The following is a 14801-nucleotide window of genomic DNA, read 5'->3' on the forward strand; positions in this document are numbered from 1 at the left end:
CAAACACGCAGCGTCTTGCAGCATGCTGACGGATTTCTTGCGTTTTGCCGCTAGTTTTCCTGCACCACGACATTTTTGGCGAGCGTCTTGAACCGCTCGCCGCTGTCTTCGCGCACCGTGATGGTCAGGTGCCCCGTCTTGCTGGTGTTGAGATCCTGCACCACGCCCGAGCGACCCTTGTGGGTACCCGCGACGACAGTGCAGCGATCGCCATTTTTGATCCCGGTCATCCTCGGCTCCTATCGGTCCGTGAAGTTACCCCAGATCGGTGCGGCTGGGCTAACCTTGCCGTGGGTGTATGTGAGACCGTGCGGACGATCGGCCTGGAGCAGGAGGGGGCCATCGAGGTCGACCCAGTCGGCCGATGCGGCGACGAGGGCTGCGGGCGCCATGCCGAGCGAGGTGCCGACCATGCAGCCGGCCATCATCTTGAGGCCGAGCGACTGCGCGGCGGAAACCATGGCGAGGGCCTCGGTAAGGCCGCCGGTTTTGTCGAGCTTGATGTTGATGGCGTCGTAGCGACCGACCAGCGCGGACAGCCCGTCGCGGTGATGGGTGGACTCGTCGGCGCAAACCGGAACCGGACGGGTGATGGCGCCCAGCATGGCGTCGTTCCCCGCAGGGAGGGGCTGCTCGACCAGCTCGATGCCGAGTACGGCGCAATGGGCGAGGTTGGCGGCCAGATTGGCTTCGGTCCAGCCTTCATTGGCGTCGATGACGAGGCGGGTATTAGGGGCGGCGGCGCGTACGGCGTTGAGGCGCTCGATGTCGCCTTCGCCACCCAGCTTGATCTTGAGCAGGGGATAGCCACCGGCGGCTTTGACAGCGGCCGCCATCGCCTCGGGCGTGCCGAGGCTGATCGTGTAGCAGGTGACGAGATCAGGCGGCAGCGTAATGCCGGCCATGGCGGCGGCAGTGGTGTTGCCGGTCTTGGCCTCGAGATCCCAGAAGGCGCAGTCCACGGCGTTACGCGCGGCGCCGGGGGGCAGGGCGGCTTGCAGGCCCTGCCGGTCGAGACCAGCCGCGACCTGATCGGTCAGCGACAGAATGGTGTCGAGCGTGCCCGCGACGGTTTCGCCATAGCGCGCATAGGGCACGCATTCGCCCTGGCCGATAAGGCCATCGCGTTCGATCGTGACGCGGATCACCTCGGCATGGGTCTTGGAGCCACGGGCGATGGTGAAGACGCCGTCGATTGCAAAGCTTTCGACGGCGGCAGTCAGTTTGGCAGACATCAGGAGACGGCCTTGAGGCGCGGGTCGAGGGTGTCGCGCAGGGCGTCGCCCAAGAGGTTAAACCCGAAGGACAGGAAGAGGATCGCGAAGCCGGCAAACACGGCAGGCCATGGCGACAGCAGCAGGAAGTTGCGGCCTTCCGACAGCATCAGGCCCAGCGAGGGCGTCGGCGGCTGAGCGCCAAGGCCGAGGAAGGACAGCGAGGCTTCCACGAGCACGGCGGCCGAGAGCAGCAGGCTGGTCTGAACCAGCACGACCGAGCTGAGATTGGGCAGCAGGTGCAGGAAGATGATGCGGAAGTCGGAGGCGCCGATGGCCTTGGCGCCATTGACGTATTCGCTCTCGCAAATGACCAGCGCCGGACCGCGCAACAGGCGGGCAAAGATCGGCGTATAGACGATGGCGATGGCGAGCGCAGCACTCCAGGTGCTGGGGCCCAGCACGGCGATGACGGCAATGGCCAGCAGCATGATCGGGAAGGCAAACAGCACGTCCATGATGCGCATGGTGATGCGATCGAACCAGCCGCCATAATAGGCCGACAGCATGCCGAGAGTACCGCCGACGACGAGCGACAGCGCCACGGCGGTGGCGCAGGTGAGGAGCGAGGTACGATAGCCGTGCACGATGCGGGCGAGCACGTCGCGGCCGAGCTGGTCTGTGCCCAGCCAGTTGACGAGGTTAGGTCCCTTCATGCGCTGGACCATGACCTGCTGGAACGGGTCCTGCAGGCCGAGCAGGGGCGCAAAGATGGCGAGCAGAAGCTGGAGCGCGACAAAGACGGCGGCGAAGGTGAGCAGCTTGTTGCGCTGCATGAAGGCGATCATTTGGAAACCCGCGGGTCGATGACCGCATAGAGCAGGTCGACAATGAAATTGACCACGACGAAGGCGAAGGTCATGACCAGAATGGTGGCTTGCACCAGGGGATAATTGCGCTCGGCGATGGCGCCCAGCACCAGCCGGCCGAGGCCCGGAATGGCAAAGACCTGCTCGATGACGATGGCCCCGCCAAGGAGATAACCGGCCGAAACGCCGACGCTGGTGATGAAGGGGATCAGCGCGTTGCGCAGCGCATGCTTGTAGATGATGCGGCGACGACCGGCGCCCTTGGCCTTCGCCGTACGGATATAGTCCTGATTGAGCGCATCGAGCATGGCCGAGCGCACCAAACGGGAGAGATTGGCCAGCATCGGCAGCGACAGCGCAATCACCGGCAGGATCATGCGGCTGAGATTGCCGATGGGGTCCTGATGGAAGGGGACATAGCCGAGCGCCTGCACGCCGGGCAGGAACTTGGCGACTAGGAAAATCGAGACGATGCCCAGCCAGAAGGAGGGGATGGTCAAACCGGCAATGGCGCCGATGCGGACGGCGACTTCGGCGCCCTTGCCGCGCGCTTCGGCCATGAAGCAGCCGAGCGGAATGGCAAGGCCGGCGCCGAACAGGACCGACAGCAGGGTCAGCTCGACGGTTGGCCACAGATTGGCGGCGATTTCCTGGGTGACCGGACGGCCGGTCCACAGGGAGGTGCCCAGATTGCCCTGCAGCGCGCCCCAGATCCACTGGCCGTATTGAACCAGGATGGGCTTGTCGAGGCCGACGCGGGACTCGAGTTCGGCAATGCGCTCAGGGGTGATTTCGGTATTGGCGCCAAGCATGATGGCGACAGCGTCGCCGGGGATAAGGCGGATCATCAGGAAAACGACGATCGAGACGCCAAACAGCACGACCAACAGGTCGGCAATCCGGCTCATGATGAAGCGCATCGGCATAAACAGGGGCTCGATTATTGCAGCGGACGCTGTGGCGTCCGGATAGGGACCCGATGGTCCAGAAACAGGACGGCGCAGTGCCGAAGCACTGCGCCGGGTAGGTCTTTACTCGGAGACGGTCGCGTTGACGAGGCTGGTCAGACGGCCATTCGGGAAGATCTCGAAGCCCTGGACCTTGTCGTTGACGGCCGAGAACAGCGTGCCATAGGCGATGTGCGCTGCCGGGCCTTCGCAAGCCAGCTTGGCCTGGACCTTGTCGTAGACAGCCTTGCGGGCTGCTGCGTCGGTCAGGGTGCGGCCTTCGTCGAGCCATGCGTCGATCTCAGCGTCGTCATACTTGAAGACGTTGGTCGAGCCGCCGCCGCGGAAGGTGCGGTAGAAGTACTCGTCGGGATCGGGGTTGCCGCCATTGGCCGAGACGAACATGTCGAAGTCCGAATTGCGCCACGACTGCACGAAATCACCGATTTCCTGGGTGATCAGCTCGACTTCGATGCCGCCAGCCGCCAGCTGCTGCTGCACGACCTGAGCGATGTCGCGCGTATCCTGGCGCGGCAGCACGTTCATGGTCAGCTTGAGCGGGGTGGTGACGCCAGCTTCGGCGAGGAGCGCCTTGGCGCCTTCAACGTCGGTGGTGTAGCAGGCATAGGTCGACGGATCGACAGCCCAGTTCACCAGTGCGGGCGAGAGCGGACCGGCCGGAACGCCAGCGCCGAACAGGGCGCCGTCGATGATTTCCTGGCGGTTCAGCAGCATGTTGACCGCGGTGCGGACCTTCGGATTGGTGAAGGGTTCACGCGAGGCATTCATGCCGAGCAGGGTGTAGGCGATGTCGCGGGTTTCCTGAACGGTCACGCCGGGCTGGCCCTGCAGCTGCAGCGCGGTTGCCGGATCGATGCCCGGGAGCAGGTCATATTCGCCGCTGGTCACGCCAACCTGACGGGTTGCCGATTCCGGAACGAAATTGAAGCGGACTTCATCGACCTTGGGCGAGCCCGACACGTAGTAGGCGTCGTTCTTGGCCAGGCTGATGAAACCGTTCGGCTGCCACTCGGCGAACTTGAACGGGCCGGTGCCGACCGGAGCCTGCTGCAGCGCTTCGACATTGGTTTCGACTTCAGCCGGAACAATGGCGATGCCCGACAGCGAGGTCAGGATGGGGGCGAAGGGCGCATCGAGCTTGAATTCGATGGTGGCCGGATCGATCACGGTGATGCCGGTGATCGGGGAAACGCGGCTGGCGAGCGGCGAAGCGGTGGCTTCAGCCTGGACGCGACGAATGGAAGCGGCCACGTCTTCTGCGTCAAAGGTCGAGCCATCGTGGAACACGACGTTCGAACGCAGGTGGAACGTGTAGGTCAGGCCATCTTCAGACACGTCCCAGCTTTCGGCCAGAGCCGGCACAACGGCCAGGTTCTTGTCGATGGCGGTGAGGCCTTCATAGATGTTGCTCTGCACGATGACGACCGAGTTGAACGCGGTGATCAGGTGCGGATCAAGGCCGGCAGGCGACGAGTCGATGGCGACGTCGATGGTTGCGGCTGCAGCCGCGCCGACGAACATCGTGGTGGCGAGCAGCGCAATTCCGAGCTTTTTCAAAGCCATTAATTATCCTCCGAGATGAATTTCGCGCGATCGCGTTGCGCGCCTCTGAATGGCGGGGCGGCGCGAAATACCACACTAAGTCCAATACAAGACCAGTCTGGACAAGGCCAACGCTATGGTACTAACTCAGGCCGTGCAAGCTGTCCTGTGGATATGATATCCGGTGGACCTGGCGATTATGCTCTTGACCCGAACCCGTTGGAATCTATGGCCGAACCGGCACTGCTTAACATTACAGATCTGCATATCGACGTCGGTAGCCGGCCGGTGATCGAAGGGGTGTCGCTGACCATCGCTGCAGGCGAAATGCTCGGTCTCGTGGGGGAGTCAGGCTGCGGCAAATCGGTCACCGCGCTGTCCATCATGAGGCTGCTGGCCGAGCCGCCGATGCGGATCGTCAGCGGCAGCATCGAATTTGACGGCAAGGACATCCTCAAGCTCGACGACAAGGGCCTCGAAGCCCTGCGTGGCAACGAGATTGCCATGATTTTCCAGGAGCCGATGACCTCGCTCAACCCGGTCTTCTCCGTAGGGGACCAGATCGCCGAAGTGGTATTACTTCATCGCAAGGTGAGCCGCGCCGAGGCCGAGGCCCGCGCCGTGGAACTGCTGGCGCGCGTCGGAATCCCGTCACCGCAGACCGCTTTGGGGCGTTATCCACACCAAATGTCGGGCGGGCAGCGCCAGCGCGTCATGATCGCCATGGCGCTGGCCTGCGAGCCCAAGCTGCTGGTGGCCGACGAACCGACAACCGCGCTCGACGTGACCGTGCAAGCCCAGATTCTGGACCTGCTCGACGACCTGCGCCGCGAAACCGGCATGGCCGTGCTGCTGATCACCCATGACCTGGGCGTCGTGTCGCAGTACTGCGACCGCGTGGCGGTGATGTATGGCGGGCGGGTGGTGGAGCAAGCGACGTCTGTCGAGCTCTTCGCACATCCGCGCCATCGCTATACCGAGGCGCTGCTGCGCACCATTCCTGCGTCCAATCCTCCCGGCGTCGAACTGCCGGCCATTCCCGGTCAGGTGCCGCCTCCGGGCCGCCGCCCCGCCGGGTGTACCTTTCATCCGCGCTGCCATGCCATGGTGGCGCCCTGCGGCACGGATATGCCCGCCCTGGTGGGCGACGCGCATCTGATCCGGTGCTGGAACCCTGCAGCATGAGCCTTCTAGAACTCCGCAATCTCAGCAAGACCTATCCCGGCCACAATGGCGCCGTCGTCCACGCCGTCTCCGACGTGTCGCTGGAAATCGGCGCGGGCGAAGTGCTTGGCGTCGTTGGTGAATCCGGGTGCGGCAAGTCGACGCTGGGGCGTTCGCTGCTCCGTCTGATCGAACCCAGTGGTGGGGAAATCCTGTTTGAGGGCGAGGACCTGATGGGCCTCAGCCAGCGCGCGATGAAGCCGCGCCGCCGCGACCTGCAGATCATCTTCCAGGACCCGTTCGGCTCGCTCAATCCGCGCCACACCGTGGGCGGGATCATCGGCGAACCGCTGGTGGTGCATGGCGTGGGCAACCGCGAGGAGCGGGCCAAGCGCGTGGCCGAGCTACTCAAGATCGTCGGTCTGCCCGAGGATGCCGGCAAGCGCTATCCGCATGAATTCTCCGGCGGGCAGCGGCAGCGTATCGCTATCGCGCGAGCGCTGGCGCTCAACCCCAAGCTGCTGGTGGCCGACGAAGCCGTCTCGGCGCTCGACGTGTCGATCCAGAGCCAGATCATCAACCTGATCGCGGATCTGCAGAAGCGGCTGAACCTGTCCATCATGTTCATCAGCCACGACCTGTCGGTGATCCGCCATGTCAGCGACCGTATCGCGGTGATGTATCTGGGGCGGATCGTGGAAGTGGGGCCCGCCGAAGAAATCATGGAGGCGCCCAAGCATCCCTATACGCAGGCGCTGCTGTCGGCCATTCCGCGGCCCGGCGTCGAGCGCAAGCAGCGCATCGTGCTGCAGGGCGAATTGCCGGACCCATCCAATCCGCCGACCGGCTGCGCGTTCCATACGCGGTGCCCGGTGGCCATGGACATCTGCAACAGCGTCCGCCCCCAGCTGGCGCGACCACGCGATGGCGAAGTCGAGCCCGGCAGCAAGACGGAGGTGGCCTGCCACCTTTATCCCGCCGCATGAGCGCGTCCGTGGGATTTGATCGCGCCTTCGCGGCGCTCGAGGCGTCGGTCGGGAATGGCCGCATCCCCGGTGGGGTGCTGGGCGTCGTCGACCGCGACGGCAATCGCATGGTGCGCGCCGTCGGTTCGGCCCAGACCGTGCCGATGCAGCGGCCAATGGAAGAGGGCACCTGGTTCGATCTGGCATCGCTGACCAAGGTCATCTTCACCACCACCGAGATTTTGAAGCTGGCGGATGCTGGCACCATCGACCTCGATGCGCCGCTGATCTCGGTGCTGCCGGACTTCCGGCAGTACAACGCCGATGCCTGGGAACGGAAGATCACCTTCCGGCAGTGCCTGGGGCACCAGACGCCATTCCCGGCGGTGGAGCCGATCTATACCTATGGGCGCGATCCCGATCTGCTGCGCGCCTTCATCCTGCAGCGCGAATGGCGGGCCGGCCCATCGGTCTATTCCGACATCAACTTTATCCTGCTCGGCTTCGCGCTGGAGCGGCTGTCGAAGAAGAGCTGGCGTGACCTCGATCCGGGCAAGGGTTTTGGCTGGTCGGCCGACCCTGCGCAATCGGCCGCGACCGAGGACTGCACCTGGCGCAACCGGGTGCTGGTGGGCGAAGTCCATGACGACAATTGTTCGGCCCTGCAGGGCTCGGGCCATGCCGGCCTTTTCGGCACGGCAGGGTCGGTGCTTGATTTCGCCAGAGGGCTGCTCGACGGGTCAGGCGCATCGGCCAAGGCGATCGAGCTGATCCGCACGCCGCTATCGGGCCGCCGCACCCATGGCTGGGAACGGCCCTATGAGGGCTGGTCGGGCGGGGAGCACTGCTCGGCACAGACCATTGGCCATACCGGGTTCACCGGCACCGGCCTGTGGGTGGACTTTGCACGGGGCCGCGCCTGGACGCTGCTGACCAACCGCATTCATCCCACCCGCCATTTCGACAGCGGCATCATTGCCCTGCGGCGCGCCGTCGGCGACGCCATCAACCTCGCATAGGATTTTCTCATGGACCCGATCTGGGCAATTGGCTTGATGACCGGCACGGTGCTGGACGGCAACATCGATATCGCGCTGATCAAGACCGATGGCGAAACCATCGAGACCTTCGGCGAGTATACGCTGGCCCCCTATGACCAGTCGGTGCGCGACCTGCTGGAAGAAACGCTGGCGCAGGCGCGCGTGTGGAATTTCGAGGGCGCCGAGCCCGCCATCTTTGCCGAAGCCGAAGCCGCGCTGACCAAGGCGCAATCGGCCGCCGTGCGCAGCTTTGTCGAAGGGCAGGGCATGACCATGGCCGATATCGGCGTGGTCGGTTTCCATGGTCAGAGCGTGCTGCACCGCGCGCCGCAGCCGGGCCGCATCGGCGACACCCGCCAGCTGGGCGATGGCGCGCTGATGGCGCAGCTGCTGGGCACCAAGGTGGCCTATGATTTCCGCACGGCGGACGTCCGCGCAGGCGGGCAGGGCGCGCCGCTCTCGGCGGTCTATCACGCGGCGCTGCTGCGCACGCTGGGCGCCAAGGGTGAAACGGCGGTGCTGAACCTCGGTGGCGTGGCGAACGTTACGTGGTGGGATGGCGCCGATCAGGTGATCGCCTTCGATACCGGCCCGGCCAACGCGCCGATCAACGACTTCGTCAAATCGCTCGGCCTGGGCGAAATGGACCGCGACGGCGCGCTGGGCGCGGCCGGAATGGTGGACGAGGCCCGGCTCGCCAAGCTGCTTGAGCACCCCTACATGACCGCGGCTTATCCCAAGTCGCTCGACCGCTTCGACTTCACCGCCGACATGGCGCGCGGCATGGATGCCGAAAGTGGCGCGGCGCTGCTGACGGCCTTCACGGCCTCGGCCGTGGGCAAGGCGCTGGACCTGCTGCCCCGCCGCCCTGAAAAGCTGATCGTGTGCGGCGGTGGCCGCCGCAACCCGACGATCATGGCCATGCTCAACGCGCGCGCCGGTGTGACTGCCGTGCCCGGCGAGGCTGTCGGCTGGCGCGGCGATGCCATCGAGGCCGAGTGCTTCGCCTTCCTCGCCGTGCGCACCCTGCGCGGCCTGCCGATCAGCTTCCCAACCACGACGGGCGTTGCTGCCCCGATGACGGGCGGGAAGGTGGCCGGTTAGGCTGGGGGACAAGACATGGGGGGAGCGTGCCTGCTCGGCGTTCGGTGAGAGGCCGGCACCCCCACCCTAGCCCTCCCCACAAGGGGGAGGGAACCGCATCGGGGGTGCGGGAATTGCCTGCCCCCATTCTTTCAACTCGAAATCATCGGCTCCTGCGCATCCCTCCCCCTTGTGGGGAGGGAATGAGGGTGGGGGTGGTGGCGCACAAAAGGCCCCAGGCGGCGATGCTGCTAGGCCGCAGCGGCTTCGCGGCGTTGGGCGACGACGAAGCCGAGGGCGCAGGCGGCGATGATCAGGCCGCCGCCGATCCACAGGCGCAGTTCGGGGACTTCGCTGAAGAACAGGTAGCCAAAGCCGGCAGCCCAGAGCAGGGCGGAGTAATCGACCACGGCGAAAACCGAGGCCGGGATGCGCTTGAGCCCGTTGATCAGGAACAGGAAGCCGAACGCCCCGAGCAGGCCGATCAATGCGATCAGCGGCCAGCTCGCAACGGCAGGCATGGCAAAGCCGGGCACGATCAGCGGCAGGGCGACAGCAGCGGCGACGGTCGATTGCGCCAGAGTCATGGTGGCGGCGCCTTCATCGGCGGCGTGATGCTTCATCAGCACGATAGCGGCGGCATAGCTCATGGGGGCAAGAATGGCCGCGCCCCAGGCGAGCAGGTCGGACGAGCCGGACACCTGAATGGGATCGCCGCCAAACACGATGACGATGGATCCGGCAATGCCCAGCAGGATGGCACCCGCCAGCCCGAGCGACACCGGCTCCTTGAGAAACACGATGCCGAACAGCGACACATAGATCGGGGCGCTCATACCGAGCGCGGCCACCACGGCCAGCGGCAGATTGGTGACGCCATAGAAAAAGAAGCAGGCCGTGAGGGCCATCAACGCGCCGCGCTGGGCATGGCGGGCATAATTCTGGCGCAGCGGCCAGGCGCCGCGGGTGAGCGCGATGTAAAGGGCCAGCCAAAGGGCGGCGCCGGCATAGCGCACAAAGACGATCATGAACGTGGGCATGCTGGCGCCGAGCGCCTTGGCGACGGCATCCATCAGGCAGAGGAAGGCAATGCCGATCGCGCAGAGCAGAATGCCGGGAATGGTGCGGGAGGGCTGGCTCATGGGGATAAGGGCTTCTGCAGGAAGGAGCGGGTGCGACCCGGCGGGAAATTGGCCAATTCGCCAAAGACGGCATAGCCCTGGCGCTGATAGACGCGCAGCGCGGCGGGATTGAACGTGTCGATATAGGCGCCGTGGCAGCCGCGCTGAGCAGCTTCGGCCTCGGCCATGGCGAGCAGTTTTCCGGCAAGACCCTGGCCGCGCAGGGCTTCGGCCAGCCACAGCCACTGCACATAAAGCCAGCCCCAGGCAGTATAGCCCGACAGCCCGCCGATAACCGCCCCGGCCTCGTTGCGCACCAGAATGGCGAGGGGCACGCGGCCCGATGGGCCTGCATCGGCCGTGTTGAAAGAGGTCAGTCCCTCGGCAACCCTGGCCAGGTCGGCCTCGGACGGTTCGGCGGTCAATTCAATAAAGTAAGTCATGCGAGTCTCGGAACAACGCCGCGACGGTATTCAATCGCGGGGCAAGTTGCCAGAATGGAGGGGCAGGAAGTTGTTGGCGCAACGCGCCGAGACTAGACTGGCGGGGATTTTGGGGGCGGATATGGCATTGGACACCGTTACGCTGGCAGGGCGGCGCGTTAAACTCGTGGCGCTATCGCGAGAGCATCATGATGGGTTGGTGAAGGCCGCAGAAGACGGCGAGCTGTGGAAGCTCTGGTATACGGGAGTGCCCAAGCCCGAGGGCATGGCTGCACAGATCGAACGCTGCCTCGGATTGCAGGAAAAGGGCACGATGCTGCCTTTCACCGTGATCGACCCGGCGAGCCAGGCCATCGTTGGCATGACCACCTATCTCAACATCGATATCGATAGCCCGCGGCTGGAAATCGGCGGCACCTGGTATGCCAGGCGCGTGCAAAGAACGCCGCTCAACACGGAGGCAAAGCTGCTGCTGCTGGCGCATGCCTTTGATCAGCTGGGATGCCTGGCAGTGGAATTCCGCACCCATTTCCTCAACCAGCAGAGCCGCCGAGCCATCGAACGGGTAGGCGCCAAACTCGATGGCGTGCTCCGCCAGCACATGCGCATGCGCGACGGTACGCTCCGCGACACCTGCGTCTACAGCATCATCGCGTCCGAATGGCCCGCTGTGCGATCCAACCTGAACTGGCAGCTCGAGCAGCCGCGCTAACCCTTTGCGGCAATTGGGACGCACGGTCATGCGATGGGGACGGATGGGCATGGTGTTCCCCGGCGGGTTCCCGGTAGCTGGGCGCGCCTCTATGGCGTGCGGTGATGCTTGGGGGCAACTTCACCGCATTGGCGAGTGACCGTTGGCGCTTGGGCCCGACGCCTCACTCGCCGCATGGCGGCCTAGGCTGGGCCGGAGTTTTCGGTCGTCCGGCCGGCGGCCAGTGCCGAGACCAGCCATGCCTCCACAGTCGCGCCATAACGGTTGGCGTGGGTTTCCACCCATTCCAGGTAAAGCATGGTCCCATGCGTCTGCCGCGCCAAAGCGAGGACCGAGCTGGGGCTGGTTTCGTAGCGCTTCTGGAAGGCGCGGCTGAAATGGGCTTCGCTGCGAAAGCCATGCTGGTGGGCGATGGCCGAAACCTTGAGCTTGCCGCCGGAGCGCACCATGGCCTGCAGGCTCGCAGTGAGCCGCTCGCCGAGCAGCCAGCGCTGCACGCCGCCATGATCGGCAAATGAGCGGAAGAGCTTGGATCGCGAGACGTTGAGCGCACTGGCCAGCTCGTCGGGGCCGAAATCCGCGTCGGCGAGGCGGCGCCTTGCCAGCCGGGAGGCGCGTTCGAATACGGACGCGTCGCTGCGGGTCAGATCGGGCACGGCGGCGCCGAACGAGGCTTCGGCGAGGCGCAAGATGCCGTCGAAGGCCACCTGTGCCTGATCGGTGCTGAGGCCCGCAAAGTTGTCGATTACCGCGCGGATCTGGGTGCCGAGGATAATGGCGGGGGCCGAGTGCGCTTCGAGCACCAGCCCATGCACGTCGCCGTGAAAGCCGTCCGGAGCGGTGGCCTTGTCGAAGGTGATGGTTATGCCCTCATAGGCCGAGGTTTCGCTGTGATAGGGGCGGGAATAGTCGTTGATGACGATATCGCCCGGCCCCAGCGTGACGGGGCGGCCTTCATATTCGGTGGAGATAGCGCCGGAGATGACGAGGTAGAGCGCCATCTGCGCATTGGGGCGGTCGGCGATGACCTCGCGCGAGCGGACCATCCGCATCGGTGACCCGCCACCGGCCTGCACGAAACATTCCGGCAATTGCCAGCTGCGTCCGTGGAAGTCGAACCGGCCGGGGTCTTCAGTGGCTGGTATCGAACAGTCGACCAGGCGGGACAGGGCGGCGCGCCAGGCGGCAAAGTTGTCCAGCCCGGGCGGAAACGGCCAGGTCATGCAGTGCGGGGCACGCGGATGCGCAACAGTAGCGGAATTGTTCATGCGCCTCGCCAAACAAATGGGTCACCATAGAGACAAATCGTTCGTTACCGCAACATTGATGCAAGAATAGCGGATTGCGTTGCGGAGAATTCGTCAGACATTGGGACGCGCAGTCATGCGATTTGAACAGTTGGTCATGGGGTTCTGGATGTGTTGTCCGATAGAGTAAGTCGCCTGTGGGGCGCGTTGCGAGGGGACGACACATGAGATCAATTCTGCCGGTACTTGCCTTGGCACTGTGCGCAACGACGGGGGCCGCACAGGCGGCGTCGGTCGATCGCGGAGACTATCTCGTCAACACCATCATGGCCTGCGGCAGCTGCCACACCCCGTTCGGGGAGGCCGGGTTCGATGCCAGCAAGTCGCTGGGCGGCCGGCTGGTCGAGCAATCCGATGCCTTTACCGCCATCGCTCCCAACATCACGCCGGGCGGGCGCGTCTCGAAGTGGAGCGACGCCGAGCTGGCCAAGGCGATCCGCGAGGGCCTACGCCCCGACGGCACGCTGATCGGCCCGCCCATGCCGTTCGAGGTCTATCGCGGCATTTCCGATGATGACCTGGCGTCGGTCGTTGCCTATCTGCGCACCGTGCCGGCGGTGGAGAACGACCCTGGCGTTTCGACCTACAATATTCCGCTGCCGCCAGCCTATGGCCCGCCGATCAGCTCGGTGGCGTCGGTGCCGGAGGGGATCACGGTGGCCTATGGCGAGTACCTGGCGGGGCCCGTGGGTCATTGCACGGTCTGCCACACCAAGTTCGACGAGCAAAGCCGCCCGCAATTCGAGACCCTGCTGGGTGCCGGCGGCAATCCGTTCCATGGCCCGTGGGGCACGGTGGTTTCGGCCAATATCACGCCGTATGGATTGGGCGACTATAGCGACGAAGAGATCGTCAACTTGATCACCAAGGGGGAGCGGCCTGACGGGTCCAAGCTGACCGGCCCCATGGCCTTCCCGCTCTATGCGCAGATGAAGACCGATGACCTCAAGGCCATCGTTGCCTATCTGCGGTCGCTGCCCTCGATCCCGACGCCGTGAGGCTGGCCCCGCGGCGCTTGCGGCGCGTCGCGGGGTCGCTACTGCTCGTGGAAGGCCCTGGACATGCTGTCGGTGACGGGCTTGATGAGATATTCAAAGAAAGTGCGCTCGCGGGTCTGCACAAAGACTTCGGCGGGCATGCCGGGCGTGGGCGTGAAGCCGTCGACGCGGGCCAGCTGCTCGGGCGGAATGCTGACGCGGGCCACATAGACTTCCTGGTTCATGTCGGCGGCGTCGGCAATGGTATCGGCTGAAACGTAGATAACCTCGCCGTTGAGCACAGGCGTGGTGCGCTGGTTGAGCGCGGTGAGACGCACCGTGGCCGACTGGCCCTGATTGACCTCATCGATCTGCATGCGCGGAATCTTGACCTCGACGATCAGCGGCACATTGGCCGGCAGGATCTCGAAGATGGGCTTACCGCTTTCGATGACGCCGCCGGTCGTGTGGTAATACATGCGCACGATCGTGCCGGCGACCGGCGCGGCGACGGTGGTGCGTGCGAGCACGTTGTTGGCCTGCTGGATCTGCTCGCGCAAGGCGTCGAGCTCGGCCTCGACCGATTGCATCTCATCAAGCGCCGCCTGCTGGACCGCGTCCGTCGCCTGGATGATCTCGCGGCGATATTTCTCGATCTGCGCTTCGGCCTCGCGCACCTCGAATTCCAGCCGGGCGACGTCGCCCTCTGCATCGGCGATGGAGCGGTCGATGGTGCGGACTGAGGACTGGGGCGCAACGCCCTTGGTCTGCAGGTCGACCATCACGGTGTAATCTTCACGCAGAAGGTCCAGTTGCCGGTTCATCGAGGCGATCTGGGCCTGCCGCCCCTCGATGCGGAACTGGAGGGCGGCGACATTCTGCTGCATCAGCGCGGTTTCGTTATCCAGCTTGTCGCGCGCGGCGTTGAAATTGGTGCGCTGGCTCTCGTTGATCATGGCCACTTCGGGATTGTCGAGCAGGGCCAGGACGCTGGGTGGAGGCTGATAGTCGGTGAGGCCATCGGCTTCAGCGCTGAGGCGGGCCCAGATGGTTTCGAGCCGCACCAGCCGCAATTGTAACTGCTGGGCATTGGCATGGGCGGCGGTTTCGTCGAGCAGCAGCATGCTTTGCCCGGCGGTGACCTGATCGCCCTCGCGCACCATCAGGTCCTTGATGATGCCGCCCTCGAAATGCTGGACGATCTTGTTTTCGCCGGTTGCGACAAAGCTGCCGGGGGCGATGACGGCGGCAGAGAGGGGCGCAAAGGCGGCCCAGGCGCCAAAGCCGCCGAAGGCCGCCACGACCAGCACGAAGCCAAACAGGGTCTGCTTGCGGATGGAGCGGGGAACGCCCGAATACCATTCCAGGTTTTGCAGCTCGGCGGCAGCGGACATGG

The 14801-nt window shown here is 64.9% G+C and carries 15 protein-coding genes; 6 read left to right on the top strand and 9 right to left on the bottom strand.

The features are described from left to right. Positions 1 to 50 precede the first annotated feature (50 nt). From ACZ5WT_RS12650 to ACZ5WT_RS12670, 5 genes are all read right to left on the bottom strand, one after another. Positions 51 to 230, bottom strand: a complete 180-nt coding sequence (locus tag ACZ5WT_RS12650) for a KOW motif-containing protein (protein ID WP_464284151.1) — start codon at positions 228 to 230, stop codon at positions 51 to 53. 9 nt (positions 231 to 239) lie between these two features. Next, complete coding sequence (gene dgcA, locus ACZ5WT_RS12655; RefSeq protein WP_464287204.1) at positions 240 to 1238, bottom strand: N-acetyl-D-Glu racemase DgcA; 999 nt, start codon at positions 1236 to 1238, stop codon at positions 240 to 242. Continuing rightward, a complete protein-coding gene (locus ACZ5WT_RS12660) occupies positions 1235 to 2062 on the bottom strand; it encodes an ABC transporter permease (RefSeq protein WP_464284152.1) in 828 nt (275 codons plus the stop codon). The genes dgcA and ACZ5WT_RS12660 overlap by 4 nt, the downstream gene beginning before the upstream one ends. After that, positions 2059 to 3009 (bottom strand): ABC transporter permease, encoded by a 951-nt coding sequence (locus ACZ5WT_RS12665; RefSeq protein WP_464284153.1) that lies wholly within the window; start codon positions 3007 to 3009, stop codon positions 2059 to 2061. Before ACZ5WT_RS12665 ends, ACZ5WT_RS12660 begins: the two co-directional genes overlap by 4 nt. Positions 3010 to 3114: 105 nt before the next feature. Further along, complete coding sequence (locus ACZ5WT_RS12670; RefSeq protein ID WP_464284154.1) at positions 3115 to 4614, bottom strand: ABC transporter substrate-binding protein; 1500 nt, start codon at positions 4612 to 4614, stop codon at positions 3115 to 3117. Between the two features lie 207 nt (positions 4615 to 4821). Between ACZ5WT_RS12670 and ACZ5WT_RS12675 the strand changes: the two genes are divergently transcribed. Genes ACZ5WT_RS12675 through ACZ5WT_RS12690 form a run of 4 tightly spaced genes read left to right on the top strand, consistent with a single transcriptional unit; the run spans position 4822 to position 8866 of the window. Next, positions 4822 to 5778: an ABC transporter ATP-binding protein gene (locus ACZ5WT_RS12675; RefSeq protein ID WP_464284155.1), complete on the top strand. Its 957-nt coding sequence runs from the start codon at positions 4822 to 4824 to the stop codon at positions 5776 to 5778. Beyond that, positions 5775 to 6743 (top strand): ABC transporter ATP-binding protein, encoded by a 969-nt coding sequence (locus ACZ5WT_RS12680; protein ID WP_464284156.1) that lies wholly within the window; start codon positions 5775 to 5777, stop codon positions 6741 to 6743. The genes ACZ5WT_RS12675 and ACZ5WT_RS12680 overlap by 4 nt, the downstream gene beginning before the upstream one ends. Before the next feature lie 8 nt (positions 6744 to 6751). Further along, entirely contained in the window at positions 6752 to 7741 is a 990-nt protein-coding gene (locus ACZ5WT_RS12685) for a serine hydrolase domain-containing protein (RefSeq protein ID WP_464284157.1), read from the top strand. Positions 7742 to 7750: 9 nt separating this feature from the next. Continuing rightward, on the top strand, positions 7751 to 8866 hold the full coding sequence (locus ACZ5WT_RS12690) for an anhydro-N-acetylmuramic acid kinase (RefSeq protein ID WP_464284158.1): 1116 nt from the start codon (positions 7751 to 7753) through the stop codon (positions 8864 to 8866). Positions 8867 to 9096: 230 nt separating this feature from the next. Here the strand turns inward: ACZ5WT_RS12690 and ACZ5WT_RS12695 are convergent, their stop codons facing one another. Together ACZ5WT_RS12695 and ACZ5WT_RS12700 are read right to left on the bottom strand one after the other, a co-directional pair. Next, positions 9097 to 9987, bottom strand: coding sequence for a DMT family transporter (locus tag ACZ5WT_RS12695; RefSeq protein WP_464284159.1), 891 nt, complete (start codon positions 9985 to 9987; stop codon positions 9097 to 9099). After that, positions 9984 to 10409: a GNAT family N-acetyltransferase gene (locus ACZ5WT_RS12700; protein WP_464284160.1), complete on the bottom strand. Its 426-nt coding sequence runs from the start codon at positions 10407 to 10409 to the stop codon at positions 9984 to 9986. The genes ACZ5WT_RS12695 and ACZ5WT_RS12700 overlap by 4 nt, the downstream gene beginning before the upstream one ends. Positions 10410 to 10530: 121 nt before the next feature. On the opposite strand from ACZ5WT_RS12700, the gene ACZ5WT_RS12705 reads away from it, so the two are divergent. Continuing rightward, complete coding sequence (locus ACZ5WT_RS12705; protein ID WP_464284161.1) at positions 10531 to 11121, top strand: GNAT family N-acetyltransferase; 591 nt, start codon at positions 10531 to 10533, stop codon at positions 11119 to 11121. A 182-nt stretch (positions 11122 to 11303) separates the two neighbouring features. Here the strand turns inward: ACZ5WT_RS12705 and ACZ5WT_RS12710 are convergent, their stop codons facing one another. After that, on the bottom strand, positions 11304 to 12389 hold the full coding sequence (locus ACZ5WT_RS12710; protein ID WP_464284162.1) for a helix-turn-helix transcriptional regulator: 1086 nt from the start codon (positions 12387 to 12389) through the stop codon (positions 11304 to 11306). Between the two features lie 203 nt (positions 12390 to 12592). Between ACZ5WT_RS12710 and ACZ5WT_RS12715 the strand changes: the two genes are divergently transcribed. After that, positions 12593 to 13426, top strand: a complete 834-nt coding sequence (locus ACZ5WT_RS12715; protein WP_464284163.1) for a c-type cytochrome — start codon at positions 12593 to 12595, stop codon at positions 13424 to 13426. Between the two features lie 38 nt (positions 13427 to 13464). Here the strand turns inward: ACZ5WT_RS12715 and ACZ5WT_RS12720 are convergent, their stop codons facing one another. Continuing rightward, entirely contained in the window at positions 13465 to 14799 is a 1335-nt protein-coding gene (locus ACZ5WT_RS12720; RefSeq protein ID WP_464284164.1) for an HlyD family type I secretion periplasmic adaptor subunit, read from the bottom strand. Positions 14800 to 14801 lie beyond the last annotated feature (2 nt).

The organism is Devosia sp. T2-14 (assembly GCF_055397495.1).